The 24,700-nt window shown below is 36.6% G+C and carries 23 protein-coding genes, 1 pseudogene and 1 riboswitch; of the genes and pseudogenes, 23 read left to right on the top strand and 1 reads right to left on the bottom strand.

What is annotated here, in order from left to right; genetic code table 11:
* Window positions 1-69 precede the first annotated feature (69 nt).
* The 20 genes from ACERJO_RS11975 to ACERJO_RS12070 all read left to right on the top strand — a co-directional run bounded on the left by ACERJO_RS11975 (window position 70) and on the right by ACERJO_RS12070 (window position 22,168).
* Window positions 70-1,236, top strand: a complete 1,167-nt coding sequence (locus ACERJO_RS11975) for a glycosyltransferase family 4 protein (RefSeq protein ID WP_373647626.1) — start codon at window positions 70-72, stop codon at window positions 1,234-1,236.
* The gene (locus tag ACERJO_RS11980) at window positions 1,199-2,332 is read left to right on the top strand and encodes a glycosyltransferase (RefSeq protein WP_373647627.1); all 1,134 of its coding nucleotides are present in this window, start codon (window positions 1,199-1,201) and stop codon (window positions 2,330-2,332) included. Before ACERJO_RS11975 ends, ACERJO_RS11980 begins: the two co-directional genes overlap by 38 nt.
* A complete protein-coding gene (locus ACERJO_RS11985) occupies window positions 2,277-3,389 on the top strand; it encodes a glycosyltransferase family 1 protein (protein ID WP_247103236.1) in 1,113 nt (370 codons plus the stop codon). Before ACERJO_RS11980 ends, ACERJO_RS11985 begins: the two co-directional genes overlap by 56 nt.
* Before the next feature lie 21 nt (window positions 3,390-3,410).
* A complete protein-coding gene (locus tag ACERJO_RS11990; protein ID WP_247103235.1) occupies window positions 3,411-4,307 on the top strand; it encodes a glycosyltransferase family 2 protein in 897 nt (298 codons plus the stop codon).
* 24 nt (window positions 4,308-4,331) lie between these two features.
* Window positions 4,332-5,399, top strand: a complete 1,068-nt coding sequence (locus tag ACERJO_RS11995) for an EpsG family protein (RefSeq protein WP_247103234.1) — start codon at window positions 4,332-4,334, stop codon at window positions 5,397-5,399.
* A gap of 159 nt (window positions 5,400-5,558) precedes the next feature.
* The gene (locus ACERJO_RS12000; RefSeq protein WP_373647650.1) at window positions 5,559-6,170 is read left to right on the top strand and encodes a sugar transferase; all 612 of its coding nucleotides are present in this window, start codon (window positions 5,559-5,561) and stop codon (window positions 6,168-6,170) included.
* Window positions 6,167-6,817, top strand: a complete 651-nt coding sequence (locus ACERJO_RS12005) for an acetyltransferase (RefSeq protein ID WP_373647628.1) — start codon at window positions 6,167-6,169, stop codon at window positions 6,815-6,817. The genes ACERJO_RS12000 and ACERJO_RS12005 overlap by 4 nt, the downstream gene beginning before the upstream one ends.
* 22 nt (window positions 6,818-6,839) lie before the next feature.
* Window positions 6,840-7,964, top strand: coding sequence for an aminotransferase class I/II-fold pyridoxal phosphate-dependent enzyme (locus tag ACERJO_RS12010; protein ID WP_247103720.1), 1,125 nt, complete (start codon window positions 6,840-6,842; stop codon window positions 7,962-7,964).
* Window positions 7,965-7,981: 17 nt separating this feature from the next.
* Window positions 7,982-9,121: a glycosyltransferase family 1 protein gene (locus ACERJO_RS12015; protein ID WP_373647629.1), complete on the top strand. Its 1,140-nt coding sequence runs from the start codon at window positions 7,982-7,984 to the stop codon at window positions 9,119-9,121.
* Window positions 9,118-10,305, top strand: a complete 1,188-nt coding sequence (locus ACERJO_RS12020) for a glycosyltransferase (RefSeq protein WP_247103226.1) — start codon at window positions 9,118-9,120, stop codon at window positions 10,303-10,305. Before ACERJO_RS12015 ends, ACERJO_RS12020 begins: the two co-directional genes overlap by 4 nt.
* A gap of 12 nt (window positions 10,306-10,317) precedes the next feature.
* Window positions 10,318-11,376: a glycosyltransferase family 2 protein gene (locus tag ACERJO_RS12025; protein WP_373647651.1), complete on the top strand. Its 1,059-nt coding sequence runs from the start codon at window positions 10,318-10,320 to the stop codon at window positions 11,374-11,376.
* Window positions 11,377-11,530: 154 nt separating this feature from the next.
* Window positions 11,531-13,075, top strand: coding sequence for a lipopolysaccharide biosynthesis protein (locus ACERJO_RS12030; RefSeq protein WP_373647631.1), 1,545 nt, complete (start codon window positions 11,531-11,533; stop codon window positions 13,073-13,075).
* Window positions 13,076-13,095: 20 nt separating this feature from the next.
* On the top strand, window positions 13,096-15,153 hold the full coding sequence (locus ACERJO_RS12035; RefSeq protein WP_373647632.1) for a right-handed parallel beta-helix repeat-containing protein: 2,058 nt from the start codon (window positions 13,096-13,098) through the stop codon (window positions 15,151-15,153).
* 223 nt (window positions 15,154-15,376) lie between these two features.
* The gene (locus ACERJO_RS12040) at window positions 15,377-17,284 is read left to right on the top strand and encodes an asparagine synthase-related protein (protein WP_373647633.1); all 1,908 of its coding nucleotides are present in this window, start codon (window positions 15,377-15,379) and stop codon (window positions 17,282-17,284) included.
* 14 nt (window positions 17,285-17,298) lie between these two features.
* The gene (locus ACERJO_RS12045) at window positions 17,299-17,412 is read left to right on the top strand and encodes a paeninodin family lasso peptide (RefSeq protein WP_247103220.1); all 114 of its coding nucleotides are present in this window, start codon (window positions 17,299-17,301) and stop codon (window positions 17,410-17,412) included.
* A gap of 61 nt (window positions 17,413-17,473) precedes the next feature.
* Window positions 17,474-18,424, top strand: a complete 951-nt coding sequence (locus ACERJO_RS12050) for an HPr kinase/phosphorylase (protein WP_373647634.1) — start codon at window positions 17,474-17,476, stop codon at window positions 18,422-18,424.
* Entirely contained in the window at window positions 18,399-18,701 is a 303-nt protein-coding gene (locus tag ACERJO_RS12055; RefSeq protein WP_252120636.1) for a lasso peptide biosynthesis PqqD family chaperone, read from the top strand. Before ACERJO_RS12050 ends, ACERJO_RS12055 begins: the two co-directional genes overlap by 26 nt.
* A 20-nt stretch (window positions 18,702-18,721) precedes the next feature.
* On the top strand, window positions 18,722-19,192 hold the full coding sequence (locus ACERJO_RS12060) for a lasso peptide biosynthesis B2 protein (RefSeq protein ID WP_373647635.1): 471 nt from the start codon (window positions 18,722-18,724) through the stop codon (window positions 19,190-19,192).
* Complete coding sequence (locus tag ACERJO_RS12065; protein ID WP_373647636.1) at window positions 19,189-20,355, top strand: nucleotidyltransferase domain-containing protein; 1,167 nt, start codon at window positions 19,189-19,191, stop codon at window positions 20,353-20,355. The genes ACERJO_RS12060 and ACERJO_RS12065 overlap by 4 nt, the downstream gene beginning before the upstream one ends.
* A gap of 10 nt (window positions 20,356-20,365) precedes the next feature.
* The gene (locus tag ACERJO_RS12070) at window positions 20,366-22,168 is read left to right on the top strand and encodes an ABC transporter ATP-binding protein (RefSeq protein ID WP_373647638.1); all 1,803 of its coding nucleotides are present in this window, start codon (window positions 20,366-20,368) and stop codon (window positions 22,166-22,168) included.
* 310 nt (window positions 22,169-22,478) lie between these two features.
* On the opposite strand, the gene ACERJO_RS12075 is transcribed toward ACERJO_RS12070, so the two are convergent.
* Entirely contained in the window at window positions 22,479-22,652 is a 174-nt protein-coding gene (locus ACERJO_RS12075) for an anti-repressor SinI family protein (protein ID WP_247103203.1), read from the bottom strand.
* An 18-nt stretch (window positions 22,653-22,670) separates the two neighbouring features.
* A riboswitch (cyclic di-GMP riboswitch) is annotated at window positions 22,671-22,754 on the bottom strand.
* 301 nt (window positions 22,755-23,055) lie between these two features.
* On the opposite strand from ACERJO_RS12075, the pseudogene ACERJO_RS12080 reads away from it, so the two are divergent.
* The 3 genes and pseudogenes from ACERJO_RS12080 to ACERJO_RS12090 all read left to right on the top strand — a co-directional run.
* Window positions 23,056-23,148, top strand: a pseudogene (locus tag ACERJO_RS12080) (manganese catalase family protein); the annotation flags it as partial.
* A 167-nt stretch (window positions 23,149-23,315) separates the two neighbouring features.
* Entirely contained in the window at window positions 23,316-24,005 is a 690-nt protein-coding gene (locus ACERJO_RS12085) for a DUF2225 domain-containing protein (RefSeq protein ID WP_247103704.1), read from the top strand.
* A gap of 58 nt (window positions 24,006-24,063) precedes the next feature.
* A complete protein-coding gene (locus ACERJO_RS12090; RefSeq protein ID WP_247103201.1) occupies window positions 24,064-24,522 on the top strand; it encodes a chemotaxis protein CheX in 459 nt (152 codons plus the stop codon).
* Window positions 24,523-24,700 lie beyond the last annotated feature (178 nt).

Raw genomic sequence — 24,700 nt, forward strand, 5'->3', positions numbered from 1 at the left:
ACATAAAAAGTCATTACTGAAAAGAGAAGGTGAACTAAATGGAAAAGTAATCGAAAGAGGTGAATTGGTTTGAATAACAAAAAAGTATTATTTTGTGCAACGGTTGATTATCATTTTAAAGCTTTTCATTTGCCTTATTTGAAATGGTTTCAAGACCAAGGATGGGAAGTTCATGTTGCAGCAGCAGGGTCAATGACTTTACCGTATACGAATAAGAAGTTTTCAATCCCGATTCAACGTTCACCCTTTCGTCTATCCAATTTCCGGGCGTGTAAACAGCTAAAGAACATTATCGAACAAGAACAGTATCAAATCATTCATTGTCACACTCCATTAGGTGGGGTTCTTTCTCGTATAGCAGCAAAGGGGATTCGGAAATCTGGAGCAAGAGTTCTTTATACCGCTCATGGCTTTCATTTTTTTAAGGGGGCACCATTAATTAACTGGTTGTACTATCCAATTGAAAGGGTTTTGTCTCCACAAACGGATTGTTTAATTACGATTAATCAAGAGGATTACGAATTTGCATCGAAATACCTTGCACAGGCAAGAACATTAAAGCATGTACGTGGAGTCGGTGTTAATATGAAGAAATTTCGTCCTCTCGCTGAGAAGGAGAAATGGTTGAAGCGTTTATCCTATCATTATACTGAAGAGCAATTCTTAATGATTTATGTAGCTGAATTCAATCGAAATAAGAATCATCAGCTTTTAATTCAAGCATTTGCACATGTGAAAGACGAGCTTAGTGGAGCACGTCTTTTGTTTGCTGGGGAAGGACCGTTGTTAGAGAAGTGTAAAAAGTTAGCGGAACAGCTAAAAGTCAAGGATCGAATCGACTTTTTAGGATTCCGAAATGATATTGATCAACTACTTCCAATATGTGATATTGCTTTATCTGCAAGCTTACGTGAAGGGCTTCCGGTCAATATTTTAGAAGCGATGGCTTGTGGGTTGCCTATAATAGCTACAAATAACAGAGGGCATCGAGAACTCATAACTGCGAATGAAAATGGTTTTTTAATAGGTGTTTCACAAGTTGATGTGTTTGCAAAGAAACTTGTTACTCTTTACGGCTCAGTGGAGTTAAGAGAACGATTTTCCGAACGCAGTTTAGAGTATGTCCAACCTTTTTCACTTGAAAACGTGCGGCGAGAAATGGATGGGGTTTACTTACATTTTATGATGGAGGATATACATGCAACCGAAAATCAGTATTATCGTGCCTATTTATAATCGCGAAAAAGAGTTAGCTCGTTGCTTACAATCATTACTGAAACAAACGATTAAAGAGATTGAGATTATTCTTATCAATGACGGATCAACAGATGGTAGCTTAGAGCTGATCCATTATTATGCAGAGAAAGATGAGCGGATTGTCGTCATTAATCAAAATAATAAAGGGGTTTCGATTGCTCGAAATCAAGGTTTATTATTGGCGAAAGGAAAATATATAGGTTTTGTTGATTCAGACGATTGGGTAGATCTTACGATGTATGAACGTTTACTTCAAATAGCAGAGGAAAAGGATGCGGACGTTGTCATGTGTTCATATGTGCGAGAGTTTCTAGGTGGTTCAAAAGAGAAGCTACTCACTGATCAGTCAATGATTCATTTAGAAGGAAAGCAAGTACAGACTCATTTACTAAGACGCTTAATTGGCCCCATTCGTCATGAATTAGGACAACCTGAAATGCTTGACGCATGGGGAACGGTTTGGTCAAAGCTTTATCGAAAAGAGACTCTACGAATAAGTCAAGCAACCTTTGTTGATTTAAACGATATTGGAACGAATGAGGATACTTTATTTAATATACAAGTTCTTACTCACGTCAAAAGATTTGTTTTCTATAATCAACCTTTTTACCATTATTGGAGAGGAAATGATAAATCTGTTACAGCTACTCATAAATCAAATTTATTAATAAAGTGGAAGTGTTTATTTCAACATATAGAACGTATTGCAAATGATAGAAGTCGGCAGGAGGCCGTCTATCGATACGCACTGCAAAATCGAATCAGTATGAGTGTATTAGGACTAGGGTTAAATGAAATTTATGCGAAGAATCGTTCGCATTATAAAAGAATAAAAAAAGTAAAGCGTATATTACATGACGAGCAAATGCAACGAGCCTTGAAAACGTTAAATTTTCGCCATTTTACATGGATATGGAAGCCCTTTTTTTTCTGTGCGAAATACAAGTTCAGCACCGTTTTCTATATGATGTTACACGGTGTTGAAATGATGAGAAAAAGAAAAGGAAGGAGGGACGAGCTTGAAGCCAATACGAGTTCTACAAGTCGTTACGATTATGAATCGCGGTGGACTTGAAACAATGCTTATGAATTACTATCGCCGAATTGATCGTGAACGTATTCAATTCGATTTTATCGTTCATCGTGAGGAAGAAGGTCATTATGATCAAGAAATTCTAGATTTAGGTGGCTGTATTTATCGAATGCCACCAATACGACCTGGTCAGTATCGTACGTATTTCACTATGCTAGAGTTATTTTTTCATGAACATCGATATGTTATTGTTCATTCACATATTAATGAGAATAGCGCATTTATTTTGAAGATAGCTAAAGAAGCAGGAGTACCTTGCCGTATTGCCCATAGCCATTTAAGCGATTTAGCCATTGATTATAAGCTTCCGTTTCGAATATATGCACGAAGGGTGTTAAAGAATCAACCTACAACGTATTTTGCCTGTTCGAAACGAGCTGGAGAATGGCTTTTCGGTAAGGAGATAGCGACAAAGGATATAAAGGTTCTTCATAATGCTGTCGATGTAAATAAATTTGCTTATGATCCGATAAAAAGAAAGAAAAAAAGAGAAGAGCTAGGGATTCAAGGAAAATTTGTCATTGGCCATATTGGTCGTTTTAATAGACAAAAAAATCACAAATTTCTAATTGAAATTTTTAAAAAGGTTTATCGATGCAATCAACATGCAGTGCTTGTACTTGTCGGCGACGGTTCACAAAAAAGCAATATAATCGAGAAAGTAAGGAGAGCTGGAATAGAAGAAGCTGTCTTTTTTTTAGGCGTCAGAGAAGATATTCCAGATCTAATGTTAGCTTTTGACCTCTTTTTGTTTCCATCTTTATTTGAGGGATTACCGGTTGTGTTAATTGAAGCGCAGGCAGCTGGATTGCGTTGTATCGTTTCTGATGCGATTACAAAAGAGGTAGATGTGACGAATAGAATTGATTTTTTTCCACTATCTCGTTCTCCGTCTGAATGGAGCGAATACGTACTTTCGGTAACAGGCGGTCATAAGGATATGAGTGAGCAATTAAGAGAGAACAATTATGATACGTGTTCAATGGTTGATTGGTTAACGGGATATTATTTAGCGGAGGCTAAACGGCAGTCTGTGTAGCAATGAAGGAAGGAGATTCATATGGATGCTTTATTAACGGTTTTTACTCCAACATACAACCGTGCTTATATCCTGCACGAATGTTATGAAAGCTTAAAAAGACAGACCTCAGGTGAGTTTGTTTGGTTGATTATTGATGATGGTTCCACTGATGAAACAGCTGAGTTAGTGAGGGAGTGGATTCAGGAAGAAGCCATGACTATTTGCTATCATTATCAAGAAAACCAAGGCATGCATGGAGCTCATAATACAGCATATAAGCTTATTCAAACGGAGTTAAATGTTTGTTTAGATTCTGATGACTATTTTGCTGATGATGCTGTGGAAAAAATCACTTCATTTTGGAGACAATTCGGACATGGACATTATGCAGGAATCGTTGCATTAGATGCTTATCCATCAGGAGAAATTGTTGGCACAGCTCTCCCTCACTCAATGAAAGCAGCAACGCTATCCGATTTATACATGAGGTACAACGTGAAAGGTGATAAGAAGCTTATTTACCGTACAGAATTTACGAGTAAGACACCGCCGTATCCAATTTATGAAGGGGAAACATATTGTCCGCTTAGTTATAAATATATTTTAATTGACCAAATTTGCCCATTACTCATTATGGATGAAGTCGTTTGTTATGTTGAATATTTGAATGATGGTTCTAGCTTAAATATGGTGCAACAATACCGAAAGAATCCAAGAGGGTTTTCTTTTTTTCGGAAAGTAGCGATGAAATATGCACCAACATGGGATGAATGCTTAAGGGAAGCAATTCACTATGTGTCTAGTAATCTCTTTATTCGAAATCATCGCTTTTTAATTGAATCGCCATGCAAATGGACGACGTTATTTGCGATACCATTTGGTTTTATGCTTCATTTATACATTCGGTTCACTCGGAGGCAAACCGTAATGAAGTAATTAGACACGAAAGGAAATGATGATGTGACGGTTTTATATGCGAATGTGTTATTCGTATTTGTATTCTCCTTATTGGCACGTTATTTGGCTCGGCATGATTCATTGTCACCTGCAACAGTTAAGCCGAATAAATACTTTGCTGGATTAGCGGCATCATCACTTGTGCTCGTTGCTGGCTTAAGAAGCAACATTGGAGATACCTATTACTATATTCATTCGTATGTCACAAATGAATACACATGGGAAGAAATGGACTTTACTGGTGATTTCGGTTTTAACCTATTGCAAATGGTATTGCAGCAAATTTCTCGAGATCCACAGTTGCTCTTATTCATTACAGCTTTTTTGACGAATGTTCTTATTACAATGACTTTATATCACTACTCACGTTTATTTGAAATTAGTATGTATGTCTATATAACATTAGGTTTTTTCCTCGTTTCAATGAACGGGGTTAGACAATACCTGGCGGCTGCTATTTTGTTTGCTGCGACAACCTTTATCATCCAAGGAGCATGGAAGAGATATTTTGCAATTGTGCTTGTTGCTTCTACTTTTCATCAAACAGCAATTATTATGATACCCGTTTATTTTATTGTACGAAGTCCAGCATGGTCAAAAATGACGATTGTGTTGATCTTCGGCTCCGTTGCGTTAGTCATTGGCTTTAATCATTTTATGGATATTCTTTTCCGTGTGATTGAAGATACGCAATATGGTGGGTATGAGGATTTCCAAGAAGGAGGAGCGAATAGTTTACGAGTTCTTGTTGCAGCTGTCCCCATTTTATTAGCGTACATTGGACGTGAACGACTACAAGAACTGTTTCCGAAAAGTGATGTGATCGTTAATATGGCGCTCATTAGTTTATTGTTTATGCTAATTTCGACACAGAATTGGATTTTTGCTCGATTTTCAATTTATTTTGGTTTGTATCAGCTCATCCTTGTTTCATGGGTAGTTAAATTATTCGCCGAAAAGGATCAGCGTTTTATTTATTTTGGTATTGTAATTTGCTATTTTATTTACTTTATTTATGAGCATGTTGTTACGTTGGATATCATTTACCATAGTCCGTATTTACCATTTTAATGAAATTAGGGGATCGTATGAATAGTAAACAATTAGAAGAATTGTTAATGAAAATTTATGATATGGTGAACGACAAAATGTGAAAGTAAAGGAAGTAATGAAGACCACTGGTGAGCTGGGTCACGTTAGGTTGATCTCTGGAGAGGAGAAAGAATAATGATTAAGAGAATGTTAGATTTGGTAGTAGCAATCACATTAGTAATCGCGCTTTTCCCAATGGGTGTGATCATAGCTTGTCTCATTAAATGGCAATTAGGTAACCCTATTTTTTTTATTCAGAAGCGTCCCGGCTTAAAAGGAGAGCCGTTTTATTTGTATAAATTTCGCACGATGAGTGAAGGAATGGATTCAGGTGGTGAGCTTTTGGAGGATGAAAAGCGATTAACGACATTTGGAAATATATTAAGAAAAACGAGCTTAGATGAACTACCTCAGCTTTGGAATGTAGTAAAAGGTGAATTGAGCCTTGTTGGACCGAGACCATTATTAATGGAGTATTTGCCATTGTATTCGGCTGAACAAATGAGAAGGCATGATGTAAAGCCAGGAATTACAGGTTGGGCACAAGTTAACGGACGTAATCAACTATCATGGGAGAAAAAGTTTGATTTCGATCTTTGGTATGTAGATCACGCTTCTTTCTGGTTAGACTTGAAAATAATAGGCATGACTTTACTGAAAGTGGTCAAGCGTGATGGGATTAATCAAGCTTCGAATTTACCAATGGAGAGATTTCAAGGAGTGAAATCGTCAAGTGGTGATGTTGGATGAAGTTGTTCATTGTCGGACATGGTGGACATAGTAAAGTTATTGCCGATGTGGCCATTCAAAATGGTTATGAGATCGTAGGTTACGTAGACGATAAGTACGAAATAGAAACAATAGAAAATGAGCTTATTCTTGGTCCAATTGCTTCTCTACATAAGTATCTTAAGACTGAAAAGGACACAAAGGTGGTCATTGCAATTGGTCATAATGCGCAAAGGCAAGTAATGATGGAAACATTAGCGTTGGATAAAAGTCGATATGCTACATTAATACATTCGAATTCTTGGATTAGTCCACAAAGTGAAGTGGGACATGGAAGTGTGGTCATGGCGAATGCGGTTATTCAAGCGGGATCTATTATTGGTGATCATGTGATTATTAATACGAATGCAGTTGTAGAACATGATAGCGCAATAGGTGATTTTGTTCATATTGCTCCTAGTGCAACATTAACAGGAATGACCACGATACGAACAGGAGTACAACTAGGGGCAAGTGCAACGGTACTACCTGGAAAGACGATCGGAGAGTGGGCCATCGTTGGAGCTAGTGCAACTGTTATACACGATATTCCGATGTACTGTACAGCTATAGGTGTTCCTGCGAAAATTAAGCAAAAGGAAGGCGATTCGATTGTCAAAAGATCATAGAATTTATCTATCTCCTCCTCATATGTCTGGTGAGGAATTAGCATACGTTCAAGATGCTCTGCAGTCCAACTGGATTGCTCCATTAGGCCCTCATGTTAATCATTTCGAAAAGGAAATTGCCGAATATGTAGGTGTAAAGGGAGCAGTTGCAGTTAGTTCAGGGACGGCAGCTATTCATTTAGCTCTTCATGTCTTAAATGTTACGGAAGGAGATCGAGTCTTTTGTTCAAGCTTAACGTTTGTGGCGAGCGCTAATCCTATTTTGTATCGGGGGGCGGAACCCGTCTTTATTGATGCAGATCCCGATACATGGAATATGTCAACGAGTGCGCTAGAAGCTGCATTGGCTGAAGCTGCTCAAGTAGGACGTTTACCGAGGGCAGTTATTGTCGTTCATTTATATGGACAAGTGGCGAACATGAGTGAAATTTGTTCTCTATGTGATCAGTATGGAGTTCCAGTCATAGAGGACGCTGCAGAGTCATTAGGATCAACTTACGAACAAAGGCATAGTGGCTCGATGGGGTTATTTGGTGTTTACTCATTTAACGGTAATAAAATTATTACAACATCTGGTGGTGGGATGCTCGTTTCGAATGATCAGAAGGCACTAGAAAAAGCTCTATACCTAGCAACACAAGCAAAAGATCCAACAGAGTATTATCAGCATCGAGAGCTTGGTTACAATTATCGAATGAGTAATTTGTTAGCTGCGGTCGGAAGGTCACAGCTTAAAGTGTTAAAAGAACGTGTTCATGCAAGAAGAGCAGTTTTTTTGCGTTATGTTGAACAGCTTGGTGATATACCTGGATTCATTTTTACGAAAGAGCTCGAAAATACTCGCTCGAATAGATGGCTAACGACGTTAAGAGTTGATAATTCGAAGATTGCTTATCGGGTTGATGATATTAGACGAACGCTAGTAGCACATAATATCGAAGCACGTCCTGTATGGAAGCCACTCCATCTACAGCCAATGTTTAACGGTGTGAAGTATTATCCTCACGAGAAAGGGATGGATGTTGCACAGCATTTGTTCCATACAGGTATTTGTTTACCATCTGGCTCGAACTTAAGACGTAAGGATCAAATGCGTATCATTCAATGCATTAAAGAGACGATTTCATTTGAGAAAATAGCTTTCTAAATTGAAAGGAGAAGAAAATGGGACAGTCAGATAAGCTTTCCGTTCTACATGTAGTTGGAGCGATGAATCATGGTGGGACGGAGAAGATGCTCATTGATTTATATCGAAATATGGACCTTCAACATATTCAGTTTGACTTTATTACATTTAGTGGTGATAAAGCATACTTTGATGATGAAATTAGACAGCTAGGAGGTCGTGTTATTCGTGTTGTCAATCATCTGTCAATTATCGAGATGAAGCATATTATGGAAATATATGGGCCGTATGATATTGTTCATGCCCATACATTATTTCATTGTGGCTTAGTACAAATAGCTGCTCGACTCGCAGGGGTTAAGGTGAGAATCTCACATGCTCATACAACTGATGATGATCAGGAGTCATTTATGCGAAGGTTGTATACAGCTGTTATGAAGCCGACGATTCAATTGTTTTCCACATATACGCTCGCTTGTAGTAAACAAGCAGGGCGTTTTTTATTTGGTGAACGCAGGTTAGGAAAAAGGAGTAACTATCAGATTTTCCCTAACGTTATTCATTACCAAGATTTTATGGAAGAGCCGGTAGAGGAAGTGCAAGTATTTAAAAAGCAACTTAGAATTGAACAGCGATTTGTCATTGGACATATAGGCCGATTTATTGAACCGAAAAATCATTCCTTTTTGCTTGATATATTAGCCATTTTACGACAGCGAAATATGGATGTGGTGTTGTTACTAGTTGGTGATGGGGTATTAAAAGAGGAAATTGAGGATAAGGCACAAAGGATCGGATTGGAAGAATATGTTCATTTTACTGGAATACGCGAAGATATTCCAACAATGCTTCATAGTATGGATCTATTTGTGTTTCCGTCCACGTATGAAGGGCTCGGAATAGTGCTATTAGAGGCACAAGCCGCTGGAAAGAAGTGTCTTGTTTCAGAAGCTATACAACCGGAGGCCGATCTACAGATTGGCCAAATGGAAAGATGTTCATTAGAATCTGGGGCCGAAGTATGGGCAGAAAAGATAATGGAAATGAAAAAGACGGAAACGCTTGACTTAAGTAGAATTGAACAAGCTTTTATTGAAAAAGAGTATACACTAGACACTGGTGTTGACCGATTGAAGAAGCTTTATATACAGGAAAACCAAAAGAAGGTGACCGTGTGAAGAAAGTCCTTATTTCTTCCTTTGATCTAGAAATTGGTGGGGTTGAAAGAAGTTTAATTAATTTACTACATGAATTGAATTATGAAAAGCTTCAAATAGACCTAATGCTCTACCGTCATCAGGGTGACTTCTTTCATTTATTACCTGCTTCTCCTCGTTTATTACCAGAACGATATGAGTATCGTTCCTTTCGTCAATCGATCGGGGAATTGTTAAAAAGTGGTCATTGGTTATTCGCATTAACAAGAATATTAGCAAAGGTAGAGGCGTCTACTTATCGATCTGTTGAAAGTGGTTATAAACAAATGCAATATATGTGGCGAAATGCGCGAGTATTATTGCCAAAATGTAAGGAGTCCTATGATGTAGCGGTTAGTTATTTATGGCCGCATGATTTTGTTGCATTCAAAGTGCAGGCGGATAAGAAGGTCGCTTGGGTTCATACAGATTTTGAAACCGTTGATACAGATGTTTCATGTGATTTAAATGTGTGGAAAAGATTTGATTTCATTATAGCGGTGTCCGAAGATTGCCGCTCTGCATTTATATCAAAGTATCCAACTTTGGCTACAAAGGTCCATGTATGTGAAAATATCGTATCAAAAAAAGTAATTACTGAGTTAGCGAAGGAAGCTATAAGCGGTGATATGATAAGGGACTCTCGCTTTAAAATGGTCACAGTAGCAAGACTGTCACATGCAAAGGGAATCGATCGCGCTATTAAGGTGTTAAGTGAGCTTCGTCATAAAGGGTATGATTTTGCTTGGTATGTTGTGGGCTACGGTGGTGATGAAGTTCAATTACATGAGCTAATTCAGCAATATCGTATGGAGGATTCCTTCTTTCTCATTGGAAAGAAACTAAATCCGTATCCTTATATAAAGGCAGCTGATCTGTATGTACAGCCATCACGATACGAAGGGAAAGCTGTTACGGTAACGGAAGCACAGATTCTCGGTAAGCCTGTTCTTATTACAAATTACCGTACAGCTAGAAGTCAAGTAAATGAAGGAGTAGATGGTATAATCTGTAACCAATCGGTTGAAGGAATAACGTTTGAAATTATTAAGCTATATGAAAATAGACGATTGATGCACTCACTCTCAGAAGCATGTTTGCAAAATCGTTATGATTATTCAGATGAAATGGACAAATTGTATAAACTTCTTGGAGTGGAGGTGTAGGCTTTGCAAGAAATGGAAGTTAGTATTATTATACCAATTTATCAATCAGAGCGTTATTTGCATAGATGTTTGACAAGTGTTGTGAATCAAACCTTTTCCAACTTTGAGCTTCTGCTCGTTAACGATGGGTCGACGGATGGCAGTAGTAGAATCATGAACGAATGGAGGAAAAAAGATGATCGAATTGTCGTTATAGAACAAGACAACGTAGGTGCATATGCTGCGAGAAATAAAGGGTTGCAGTTGGTGCGTTCCCCTTTCGTTATGTTTATTGATAGTGACGATTGGATTGAAGAAACGATGATTGAGGAACTTATTAGTCTGATGAAGGAGCATCAGGCTGATATCGTTCAATCCCATTTTTATTATGCAGATGATGAGAGACTTACCCTTGATCAACGGTATATAAATAAGCAAGAGGTTATGATCCTATCTAATGTAGAAGCTATGAAGGAGCTTGTCGTAAATGAACGGGTCAAAAATTTCACATGGGGAAAATTATTAAAAACATCACTCGCTAAAAAGGTGCCTTTTAAAGAAGGAGTGAAGTTTGAAGATGTCTTTTGGGCACATCAGCTCATGAAACACGTCGATCGTTTTGTTCTTAGCTCTAAGCCACTTTATTATTATTATCAACGTGAGGATAGTTTAGTCCATGCGTATACGTTGGAAAATCTGAATATGATTAATGGCTTAAAGGAAAGACAAGCTTTGTTAGAAAGGTATTACCCTACTCTTTTACCTGAATCATATAAGTTGATGCTTACAACGATATTTAGTCACTACAGGCTGTTGTATATTCATCGAAGAAGTCTGGATCCGAATGGGGTAGAACGAAAAAAGCTCTATACATTTGTTAAACAATCAAAACGGGAGATAGCGAATGCAGTGGGGGGAAACCGGGATTTACTCATTTCTTTCCATTTGTTTTGTGTACACCCATTTTTATTGTTTGCTTATTTATTATGTAAAAAAGGACTTCGAACCTTGCGTATTATCCGAGTACCGGAAAGTTTAAAAGTTTTTCATTCTGTTAAGGAAAAAAACTATATTCCTAATGAAGAGAGATAATGGAAAAAGCCGTTGCTAGTCCAATCAAGGGTACTGAAAAAATGATTTCCCCTATTTCAGTAGCCTCAAAAGAAGTGAGGATGGGAAATGTGAAGGTTCAATTAAAGCTTAAACAAATACAAATAAAGCAAGGAGAAATAAGAAGGGCTTGTCGATGAGAACGACACATTCAATAAGGAATCTAACGATCATGCTTGTTTCACAAATCATCCTTGCTCTACTGGGTTTCTTCTCAAGGAAAGTATTTCTCGATACATTAGGAATTGAGTATTTAGGATTAAGTAGTCTGTTAACGAATGTTCTTGCGATGCTCGCTTTAGCTGAAAGTGGAATAGGTATGAGTATTATCTATCAATTATATAAGCCATTGGCTGTTGGGGATCATCGTAAAGTGATTGCGTTAATCCAATTGTATAAAAAGGCGTATCTTCTACTTGCTATTCTCGTCCTACTTTTAAGCTTAGCTTTACTACCGTTTTTACCGATGTTGATGAATGACACCGAACCGGTTCCCTATTTAACTGTAATCTTTCTACTATTTGTATCTAAAAATATGGTGTCCTATTTAAATGCCCATAAATGGTCTCTCATTCAAGCAGATCAACGTGGCTATGTGTTATTGAGAATTGATCTAATCTTTCAAATTATCACGACTGTTATAAAGGTATTTATTCTTATTTGGACGGCGAATTTCATTTTGTATATAGTCGTAGAACTTATAATGCTTATCATTCAGCAACTTGTAAATGGTTCTATTGTGAGAAAAAGGTATCCTTACATTCATACTAAGGAAAAGTATCCACTAGACTCTGAAACAAAAACAAATCTTATTCGAAATGTTAAGGCATTGCTGCTTCATAATATTGGAGGGTTTCTCGTTTTTGGAACCGATCATATTCTGATTTCTTCCTTTATTAGTGTAGCAACGGTTGGATTGTATTCGATTTATACATTAATTATTCAGCAAGTGACTGGACTTGCTAACAATATTATTCATAGTGTGAGTGCGAGTATTGGTAATTTAGTCGCGACAGAGAATTCAGAAAAAAATTATGTGATTTTTAAAACGATATTTCTAATTCTTTTCTTTATTTATTCGATTTCAGCTGTTTTGTTATTTAATATAATCGAGCCTTTTATTAGCTGGTGGGTAGGAGAAGAATATTTATTAGAAACGACCGTTTTAATTGTTATTTTACTTAATTTTTATTTAACTGGAATGAAAGCAGCGATCGCGATTTTTAAAAAAACAGCGGGGTTATTTGTTCAAGATCAATATGCTCCGATTATAGAAGGAGGGATTAATGTAATCATTTCACTCATATTGGTGCAATACATTGGGTTGATGGGGATTTTTATTGGAACGACATTTGCAACCCTTTTAACCGTATTTTGGACACAACCCGTTATCGTCTATAAACATGTGTTCAAACGTTCAGTGCTTTCTTATTTTATACGGTATAGCTGGTTTGGTTTATTGACGGTATTTATGTGTAGTCTAACGAACTTCGTTTGTCAATATTTCATTGTAGGATATGATCTTATGTCCCTAATAAGTAGGGCTTTGATCTGTCTGACGCTTTCTGTTTTCATGTATGGTCTATTATTTATTCGTACACCGGAAATGGCCATGCTGATTCAACTTTCGAAAAAAATAAGAGGGGGAAAAGCCTTATTCAATCAATCCAAATCAATGTAAAGCCGATTCTTGTCGCTGTTATGTTCATAGTGGTACTTATTAGTTGTGGCTGTATAAAAGAGGAGACGATTGAAGAGAACCATGAAGATATATACGTACTAGAATTAGATGTTTGGAATATTTATGATGATGGATCAAACCCAGAAGCAACGACTGTTGGAATAAATGAAGCTCTTAAGTGGGCTCAAGAACAAGGTTATTCAACAGTAAAAGTACCAAACGGTGTTTATACCATTCAGGCAAAAGAGCCCTACGATCCAGCAGGCAGAATTAATATGGTCAGTCATATGACACTATTGTTGGAGGATGAAGTTATTATTCAGAAAGAAGAAAATGGATTTGAAAGATATGAACTGTTATATATTGGTCCATTAGTTGAAAATGTCACCATTAAAGGTGGTACCTTTGTCGGTGAACGTGATAAGCATGACTATTCAAGTAAAGATCATGAGCATTCTGCAGGTACACATGAGAGTGGATACGGGATTTTAATGGAAGGTGCAAAGAATGTCACAGTTGCCAACGTGAAGGCAGAGCAATTCACGGGAGACGGTCTTGCTGTTGGCGGTAAAGCAACTATGATCGGACACTTTAAAGAAAGTGATTTTGAATTCGGTGCGTTCAATGAGCAGGGAGAAAAGGTAAAAGGTGAGGCTGAAATTAGAACGAAGAATTGGTTTAATTTAGATCATGAAATTCTAGACTCGGAAAGAACAATCCAGCTTGCACGTCCCGTAGGTCTATTAAATGATGAGGTAGCACACCTTTATTTTTACGATCAAGAAGGTGTGTTTCTATACAAGGAACGCAACCATGAACTTAATTGGAGCTTAACAAAAGTACCAGAGGAAGCCAATTATGTTCATATTGTCTTTGAACAAGAGGAGTTGTCAACATTTAGTGTAGAGCTGTATGTGAAAACCATTTCAGAAAATATTCGAATTTATGATTCCGAATTTGCTTATAATCGTCGCCAAGGGATTACAGTTGGAGGTGTTGATGGGATCGAGATTTATCAAAATATTCTTCACAATATGAACGGAATAGCTCCGCAATCTGGTATAGACGTGGAAGCAGGTTTCTTTCCAAATCATGATGTCGTTATAAGGGAGAATGACTTTCATAGTAATGCTGGTTATGATTTAATTTTGTTTGATGGCCGTAACGCTGTCGTTGAACATAATTATTTTGGTTCGACTGGGGCAATTGGTCTGGCTATTTCACCACCTTTTTCAGAGGCAGTGATACAAAAGAATGTGTTTGATGGATCAAGTCTTCATGCCAGTCATTATGCCGATTTTTATCAAAATCGAATGTACAATTCAATGGCACTTTTCACGGGGCCAGAGATTTTGATTGATGGTTTTGAATTAGAGAATTCTCAGCTTGTGTTTAATAGTTATACTCCTTATGGGATTAAGGGAAAGAATATTAAAATGAAACATGAGCAAGAAGGGCAAGGGTTAGTTATAAATGGAGAACCGATCCATTTACAAGATGTGACAATAATAGGTGAAGGTGAATTAAGGAATATGAGTGGAAATGTCCGTGATGGTAGTATATTCGAACGGTTATCAGTCATTGGTTACAATGGGTATTATGGGATTGATTTACCACGTGGGAAGTATGTAGACTGTCAATTAGAAGCAGGGACTAGTGGAGATGGTGAAATTCATATTAACCTTAATGGATACTATCATTTTGAACATTGCTCCATAACAACGAATGGTAGAGCGATTGTAATTGACCATCCTCAGTCTGAGGTGAGGATTCACAATACGGATCTATTCATCAAAGGGAATGGTGAAGCCATTAAGGTACACGCTACTAATAAAATATCAGTACAAAATAATCAAATAGAGGCTAACGCGTTAACGAGAGAGGTCAGTTTAATTGAAATTCTTCCACCAAGTGATGTGAGTGAAACAGATGTGCTTTTAATAGGAAATCAATTGATTTCAAATATGAATACTCCAGGAATTGATATAAGTAGGCAAGCGTTTAAAGGCCAGTCGGTTGAGATTTCTAATAATCAATATACAAATACGTATTTGTATATTAGAGAGAGTCACGAATGAATTTTTAATGGAATTTGGCCTTTCGTATATAAGAAGATTAACTTAGACAGAAAAAGTAAGAAATAATAGAAAAGACTATTGACAGCAAATAGAAAGAATGATAAATTCTTTATAAAGAACAAAAGAAATAAATTTATACCTGTAAAAAGAACGTTTAGGTATAAATTTTTTAGGGAAATTCGTTCTTTATTTAGAACAGAAGGGTGAAAGGTAAGGGGGTAATATGAGTGCTATTGCAGCTATATTTGATTGTTATCAAGATCCTATAAGTGATGAGGAACAGCATCAGTTGCTTCATAAAATACCCTATCGTGCCGATACCGTTCATGTTTGGTCAAAACAAGGAATTTTCCTTAGCTGTCACAATCAATGGATCACTCAAGAATCAGTTGACAACGTAATACCTTACTTTGATACTGATCGTCAATTAGCGATTACGGCAGATGCGATCGTTGATAATCGTGATGAATTGTGTGATAAGTTAGCCATTGCCAATAAAGATCGAGATCATCTAAGCGATTCTATTTTAATCCTATTGGCTTATGAGAAATGGGGAGAAAAGGTTGTATCACAGATTGTTGGTGATTTTGCTTTCCTTATATGGGATGGTCGAAAAAACGAGTTGTTTGGTGCAAGGGATTTTTCCGGGGCACGAACGCTTTATTATTACCGTGAAGGAAACAAAATTACCTTTTGTTCAGCATTGAAGCCTCTCATTACACAACAATCTACTAAGAAACGCTTAAATGATAAGTGGCTAGCAGAATTCCTTGCACTATCTACGACACTGGATTCAACTGATCTACATGAAACGGTTTATAACGGAATTATGCAAGTACCACCATCGCATACGATTACTGTTAATGAAGCAGGCGTTTCATTTACACGTTTTTCTGTATTACCAAACGAGGGAAAGTTGAAGCTACAATCAAATGAAGAATATATAGAAGCGTTTCAAGATGTTTTTGATCAAGCGATTAAGTCACGCCTTAGAACAACCAAACAAGTAGGTGCGCATTTAAGTGGGGGGTTAGATTCAAGTGCGGTTGCCAGCTTTGCTGCTAAAAACTTAAAAAACAAAAATCAACTGCTACATACTTATAGTTATGCACCTGCTCCTAACTACCAACCTGACCTTCCTGAGAGTCTAGTAGCTGATGAAACGAAAATGGTTTATGACATTGTTCGGTTTTCTGGGAATATGAAGCCGAATTTTTTAAGAGATGAATGGATGAATTCGTACACTGAATTAGATGACTGCTTAGAGACACTAGAAATGCCTTATAAATATCATTTAAATGCCCATTGGTTACACAGTATTTATAAAATAGCAAGCTCGCAAAATGTTAATGTCATGTTAAATGGATTACGTGGGAATTGGACGATTTCATTTGGGGATGCATTAGAATATCAAATGGCTCTTTTCAAAAACTTAAAATGGCTCTTGATGATGAGGGAAATTCACCAATATAGTCGAAGGGTAGGTATTCGGCGTCTAGCAACTTTAGGAGAATTAAAGCACAAATGGCAATCTAGAGGGCGAACCACGTCATTAATAGATGAAAATCTTGTTCATCCACAGTTGGCCAAAGAGACAAATGTGTTTGAAAAGCTAACGCATTTCCAAAAGCAATTTAATAGAAACCGTACAGCAGAGCAGCTTCGACAATTTCATTTTGATCAGCTTTCATTCTGGAATCGAACGAACACATTTTCAGCTAAAGTATCACTACGGTATCAGATAGCTGATCGTGATCCTACGAATGATTTAAGAGTTGTTCGCTTTTGTCTCTCTCTTCCATATGATCAGTTTATTCAGAAGGGGTTAGACAGAGCATTAGTAAGAAGAGCAACAAAAGGATATTTACCTGAATCAATCCGTTTAAATCAAACGATTAGAGGTGTTCAAGGGAATGATAGCGTTTTTCGTTTAAGACGGCATTGGCAAGCATTTATAGCTGATTTAAAAGCAATGGTCAATGATTCTATTTCACAATCTGTCTTTCATATTCCTGCTTTAAAAGAAGCGATTAAAAAGCTTGAAAATAATGACAATAACATAATTACAGATGAATACGACTTACTAATGAAAGCATATATTGTTTATCGATTTATATGTAAAACGACTTGAAAGGAGGTGAGAATATGAAAAAGGTATGGCAAGAGCCTACATTGGAAGTGCTAGAAGTAGCAATGACAATGAGTGGAAAAGGGAAAAGACCAGGTAAGAAAAATGATGGTGTAGAGGACTGCTCATAATTTTATACTTAATGGAGGTCAGCAACTCGTTGACCTCCACCATCAAATTATAGGAGGTATTATGTACAATCAACCAAAAGAGAATTACTATGCATTTGCATTTGGTTTACAAATAGAAAGTGAGTGGCCGTTGCCTGAGCTTATTCATGCCGAGGAGGCCAAAAAAGCTGATGTAACAATTAAAGTCAGTGATTTAACAAATGAGTGGGAGAGACATGAAAAGGAATGTAATCTCGTCATTACAAAAGGAATTGTTATGTTTAAGATTGATCATACAGCCACGTATTTAGTTAAAGGAGGGCATACAATTGTCGTGTCTCCAGAAGTTATGGCTGATGAACGTAAAGTGCGTTTGTTTCTTTTGGGGACATGTATGGGAATTATCTTGATGCAAAGAAATATCCTCCCACTACATGGTAGTGCTATTTTGATAAATGGTCAGGTTTACGCAATTGTGGGTGATTCGGGAGCTGGGAAGTCGACTTTGGCATCGGCACTCATTAAACAAGGCTACCGGTTATTAAGTGATGATGTCATAGCTGTTTCTTTGGATGAAGACAATGTCCCAATTGTATCACCAGCATACCCACAACAGAAGCTTTGGCAGAAAAGCCTTGATTATTTTGGTGAGAAATCAGACCGTTATTCTTCTATTTTTGCAAAAGAGACAAAATATGCTGTCCCTGTACATGAATATTTCCATACAGAACCACAAAGCCTTGCAGGTGTATTTGAATTAACAATGAAAAAGAATGGTAAAGTGAGGCTTTCTGAAGTAGAAAGCTTAGACCGCTTTCGTCTATTAGGGGAACATACGTACCGTCAATATTTACTTGAACCATTAGGGTTATTAGAGTGGCATTTTACGATGATAAGTAGACTTCTAAGGAATGTTCGTGTATTTCGAATAGAGAGACCAGAAAATGAGTTCACTGCACCTATAATAATGAAAGAAATGGAACGTATGATAGTGAAGGAGGATTGCTATGAAAGCGAAAAGCGTTTTGTCTAATGAAGATCAGGTTGTGCAAGCAAAAGGAAACGTCGTAAGTGATATGGATGGTGAAAAGGTGATGTTAAATATAGCTAAGGGGAAGTATTATAATTTAGGATCAGTTGGTGGAGATATATGGGAATTAATTGAATCACCAACGACTATTGGACAGGTCGTCATGAAGCTACATGAACAATATGACGTAACAGAAGAACTATGTGAAAGGCACGTCATTCAGTTTATTGAAAAACTATTGAAAGAAGATTTAATTGTCCTTCATTCTAAAGGGGTGTAAGAAAGAAAGGGGAGAGTAAATTGTTCCAGGCATTAAACACCTTTATGAAACTAGACTTTCATAGGAAGCTGCTATTCATTGAAGCTTTTACCTTCTTAGCTATTGCACGTACCTTAAAGCTCCTTCCCTTTGCGACGGTTTCTAAATGGTTAGGAGAACAACATGCTGAGTCTGCCTTTTGTCACTCTAAAGAGACGAATCAATTAGTTGATGATATCGCATTAGCTATTGAAGTGATGAGTCGTTATACATTTTGGGAAAGTAAATGTCTCGTTCAAGCGATAGCAGCGATGAAAATGTTAGAGCGGCGTCGTGTTTCGAGTACTCTGTATTTAGGAGTTATGAAAGAAAAACAAGGGCAAATGGCTGCACATGCATGGCTTCGTAGTGGCTCTTACTATGTATCTGGAGCTGATGAAATGGAGAGATATACAGTTGTTCAAACCTTTTCTAAGCAAATAATAGCAAAAGAGAGTAGGAGAGGAGTATGAGAAGCGAGTATCGGTTAGAAGAAAAATTATCGTTAGAATGTAGGTATTTGTTGAAATGTGTGAGGAATCAAACGGATATTGATATGGTGCATACAAAAAAAAAACAATGGAATTGGGATCGGTTTTTGAACTATGCGATTCATCATCGTTTATACCCAGTGCTATATCCTATTATTAAGCGTAGTAATGTAGATTTTCCGAAAACAATTATGGCAGCTTTAGAAGAAAGGTATCAAGCGAATACGTTTAAAATGTTGTACTTCACATCAGAAATGGAAAGGTTGAGTGTTCGATTTTTTCAGCAAAAGTTACATGTTCTTTTTTTGAAAGGCCCTATACTAGCCGAATTATATGGTGATCTATCTCTTAGGACATCCTCAGATCTAGATGCATTAGTACCAATTAATGAATTATCTAAAATGGATCAGCTTCTTAAAGAGGAGGGATTTATTAGGGAGGAACCACTGCCGACCATTTTAAATGATTGGAAATGGCGACAGCACCACACTGTATACAAGCATGAGGAAAGTGGTATGAAATTTGAAGTTCATTGGAGGTTACATCCCGGTCCTGGAAAGGAAATAAGCTTCAATACACTTTGGGCAAATAAAAGGCTACATAGCCAGTTAAATGGGCATGTATATTGTTTAGGGTATGAAGATTTATTTGTGTTTCTTATTATACATGGTGCAAGACATGGCTGGTTTCGGCTACGCTGGTTGTTAGATATTCATCACATGTTACATATGGATCTTAATTGGGAGTTAGTGTGTGCTCATATTAAGCAATACTATCATCCTGCAGTTGCAGGTCAGGCACTATTTTTAACTTCTGAAATGTTTCGTACAAAGATTCCTGAGAAGCTCACTCATTTGATGAATAGAAAAGCAGAAAGACTTTCAAGGACAGTTCTCTACTATTTAGAGGATTTAGTTGATCCCCATAGTGAACCGCTACCACGTGAAATCTCTGTATACAATCGTCGTTACTTATTTTCCTTAATGTCGTTTAAGAAAAAGTGTGTCGTAATGATGGGTTATCTATACCCTTACCCAGAAGATGCTCGAACGTTAAAGCTTCCAAGGAAATTACATTATTTATATTTTCTATTGCGTCCATTTCTATGGGTATGGAGGAAAACACGAAGAGTAGCGAGTATTTAAGGGGGAAAAAATGAACTCCATCATATATTTTGTGAAACAGATCCATTCTTATAGTGGTAAAGGGCTCTATGTCAACTTAATGGCGATGTCATGTATAAGCTTATTAGAGGGTATTGGCATTCTATTGTTAATTCCAATGATTAGTATGAGTGGAATTTTACCTTTACAAGGCGAGATTGCAAGAATTGCTTTTTTATTTGAACCATTTGAACAAATACCGTCATCGATCGGACTTCCAATCATTTTACTTCTTTTTGTTATGATTGTTATAGCTCAAAATGTTTTACAACGTTACATAACGGTTAAGAATACTGAAATCACAAACGGTTTTTATCGATATTTACGATTTGAAACGTATCGTTTAATTCTTCAAGCGAAATGGGCATTTTTTGTAAAAAAAAGAAAATCTGATTTAATAAATATACTTACAAATGAAATTACGAAAGTTGGAGCAGGAACATTTACCTTTTTACAATTTGTCTCGTCTTTTATTTTTACGCTGATTCAAATTAGTATTGCTTTTTGGTTATCACCTACTATTACGGGGTTTGTACTCTTAAGTGGATTACTACTGTTGTTTTTTTCTCGTAAGTTTTTATCGAATTCAATGAGATTAGGAAGTCGTAATCATGAATTAAGTAAGGCGTATTTAGCTGGTGTAACAGATCAAATAAATGGAATTAAAGATATTAAAAGTAACACACTAGAGCTAAATAGATTAAGTTGGTATGATTCGGTTACAAAGAAGATGAAAGAAGAGCAGGTTAACTATACGAAATTACAAGCTACATCTCAAATGTATTATAAAATCGCATCTGCCTGCTTAATGGCTATGTTTATTTTTTTTTCGATTAACTTGTTTCATTCACAAGGAGGACAATTATTACTTGTTATTGTGATTTTCTCTAGACTGTGGCCTCGTGTTACAGATATTCAAGCATCTATGGAGCAGATTGCTAATACGGTACCTGCTTTTGAAGTCGTGAAAGCCATTCAACATGAGTGTGAAGAATTGAAGGAATTTCACAAGTTTGATAAAGGAACTCGGCTTAATGTTCATAATCATATTGAGTGTAAAAATGTGTATTTTTCATATAATGATGAAGGAGAAAGTGAATCGAATATATACGCACTTCATAACATTTCTGTACGAATACCCGCTAATAAAATGACAGCTGTCGTTGGTCGTTCTGGAGCAGGTAAAAGCACCTTGATTGATCTGTTTATGGGCTTAAATAAACCACAAAAGGGGCAGGTTTTGGTAGATGGATTACCATTAACGGAAAAACGATTAATGGATTTACGACAATCGATTAGTTATGTACCACAAGAACCTTTTTTGTTTAATGAAACGATCCGGGAGAATTTAATGCTAGTAGCTCCACATGCTACTGAACAAGAGATGTGGGAAGCGTTAGAGTTTTCAATGGCAGCTGATTTCGTCAAAATGTTACCAAACCAATTAGATACGATAATTGGTGATCGTGGGATGAAGCTATCAGGAGGGGAAAGGCAACGTTTAGTCTTAGCTCGCGCGATTTTAAGAAAGCCTACTATTCTCATTTTGGATGAAGCAACAAGTGCCTTAGATTCAGAGAATGAGAAGAAGATTCAAGAGGCATTACGTCATTTACAAGGAAGTATGACGATTATTGTTATTGCTCATCGTTTATCAACGATACGTGATGCGGATCAAGTGATTGTACTAGAACATGGCCATATCATACAGTCAGGTGAGTATGCTAAATTGGCAGAAGAAGAAAAAGGAGTATTTAGACATCTATTACAAAACCAAAAGCAAGCGATTCCTTAATAATATAGTTGAGGCCACTTTAAAAGTACAAATCAACATTTTCAGTACCTTTGAATTGACTAGCAATGGCTTCACTCATATCAATCTATTCAAAACAGACAATGGTTTTGCACATTGCTTAAAGGGGACAGGAAAAGTTAGAAACCAAACTTTTTAAATGACCTCATAGTTCGGATGGAGGGCGTCCTCCGTTCGGGCTTTTTTGTATTGAAGTAGAAAAGGCTCATAGTGAAAAAATATGAATGGATGGAGGAAGTAAAACAGCGGTGAGTTTGACAAAGCCTCCGGAGGAGACTTTGTCTCTAGCGAGTTAAGCTAATGAGTTTGATTGTTGTATCATTTGTACGGTTAGAGAATGTTTGCTGCCTTGTTTAAGAAATAAGCGAACTTCTTCGGGGGATAACCCTATTTCCTTTGCCTCTTTCATTAATTGTTCCCACTCTTGATCAATTTCCTTAATATTCTCCAGGGGTAATACAAACATCAAGATTCCTCCATCTTTATCGGTAGCCCAGCCGTCATAGTTTGGTTCCGTAGACCTGTGGCTTTGCGTCCTTGCCTTTCAACAAGTTTGCCTTTTCTTAATTTCTGTTTTTTTAAAGGGGCATGAATTCAAGAAATGAACGGTAATTGATCGTACTATTATAATATCATAATTCGAATGTCATTTAGAGTATTTTTATTCCAATTATTCCGACATTGATCAACAAAATCAAAAATAATCATTATTGGTCAAATATAGAGTTATTAGACAAACTTCGTCAATCATACGTCATACAGTAAGTGACTTTGTATAGATGGATTGGGATAGTTTAATTTTGCTTATTGAGTTCCTAAGCCAGATCATCCAGACGTTAATGGCGGGAAATTTGGGAGCTGTCGACATAAAAAATTACATGTATCAAACATTAAATTTTCGAAATAAGAAAAAGTTTAAGCCGTTTTATGATTTAGTTGCTAGTATTACTGCTGAAGAATTTATTGCATAATTTTTTCTTGGAATGTGGTGCTAGAATACATAAGATGAGAGTTTACGAAGGACAGATTATTTAGGTATAAGAAAAATTCCATTTCCCTCTAGTATAATAGGTACTTTTGAACTAAAATAAAAGAAAGACAAATAGACTAGGTGATAAAATTGAATGAAATGCTGACACCGTTATATGATAAAGAGAGTGTTTGTCAAATATGTGCTCATAAACACTCGACTAAACGAGTGCGCACTCGTTTTTTGAAAGTAGAAAATATTCATACTGATTTTTTTACTGAGTATAAAGACTCTAGTATTCATCCTTTACTATATGAGGCTATCGTATGTCCTAATTGTGGATTTGCCTTTATGGATACATTTTCTTCTAGCATTAATAGTGATTCTCTAAATGTCATTAAAGAACAGTTAAGAGGTTGGTCAGTACAAGATTTTGGACAAGAACGACATGTGGTAGATGCTATTAAAGCTACAAAATTGGCAGTTATTAGTGGGATGGTAAAGAAGGAAAAAACAATTGTTATGGCAAGTTTATGTTTAAGATTAGGGTGGCTTTGTCGAATGAGAAAAGATGAACAAGAAGAAAGGCGTTTTTTGTTGAAGGCGTTAGAAAAGTACAAAGCGTCTTATTTGGAAGCTGATTACGATGGTACAACGATGACAGATATTAAGATGTTATACATGATTGGAGAAATTGCTAGAAGAGTTGAACATACAGAAGATGCATTGAAATATTTAGCAAAGGTTGTTGAACATAAAAATAAACACGAAGAGAAAAAAATAGTAGAAATGGCACGTGAACAATGGTATGCTATTCGTGAAAACGACAAGGAACGACAACTTTCATAATAATTATCTGTCACTATTCGACATGTGTGTTGTCGTGGTGCTTTTGGGGGAATGTTACGTGAATGTTAATCATGTTAATGCAATAAGTAGAGCGACGAAAGAGATATTAACAAATCACTTTGGCTTAGAGATTAATCAAGAAAGACCAAGTGCAGGTACTGGATCAATTCCATCAAACAATGTGGCTGTAATACTAGGAATAAAAGGGGAACTTACAGGTCAAATTATTGTAACGTTTTCAGGAGAAACAGCAAAGAAAATAGTAGGTACGATGATGGGTGGTATGGAAATCCAAGAACTTGATGACATGGGTTGGAGTGCTGTTCAAGAATTTGGTAATTGGGTAGCAGGGACAACTGCTACCGAACTTTCAAAGGAAGCCTGTACAATTGATGTAACAACGCCGATAGTCAATGAAGGAGATTCTAGATTTCATTCTAAATTACCATTTGTTACAATTCCATTCACTACTAGTATTGGAGCAATTAAAGTGCATATCGCTGTTAAGGAAGAGTAATAAAACCGCCTATAAGGTGGTTTTTTTTATAAATCAGAATTTATCGCAGAAGTAAATGTACAATATACCTTTCAATATAATGTATGTTATTATGAGGAATATTTCTTATAATAAATAGGTAGTTGATGAATGTTGTAATTTAAGGGAGTGACATCGTGTCCAAAATTGATGTATCTAA

The organism is Halalkalibacter sp. AB-rgal2 (assembly GCF_041821005.1).
GTDB lineage: Bacteria > Bacillota > Bacilli > Bacillales > Bacillaceae_D > Halalkalibacter.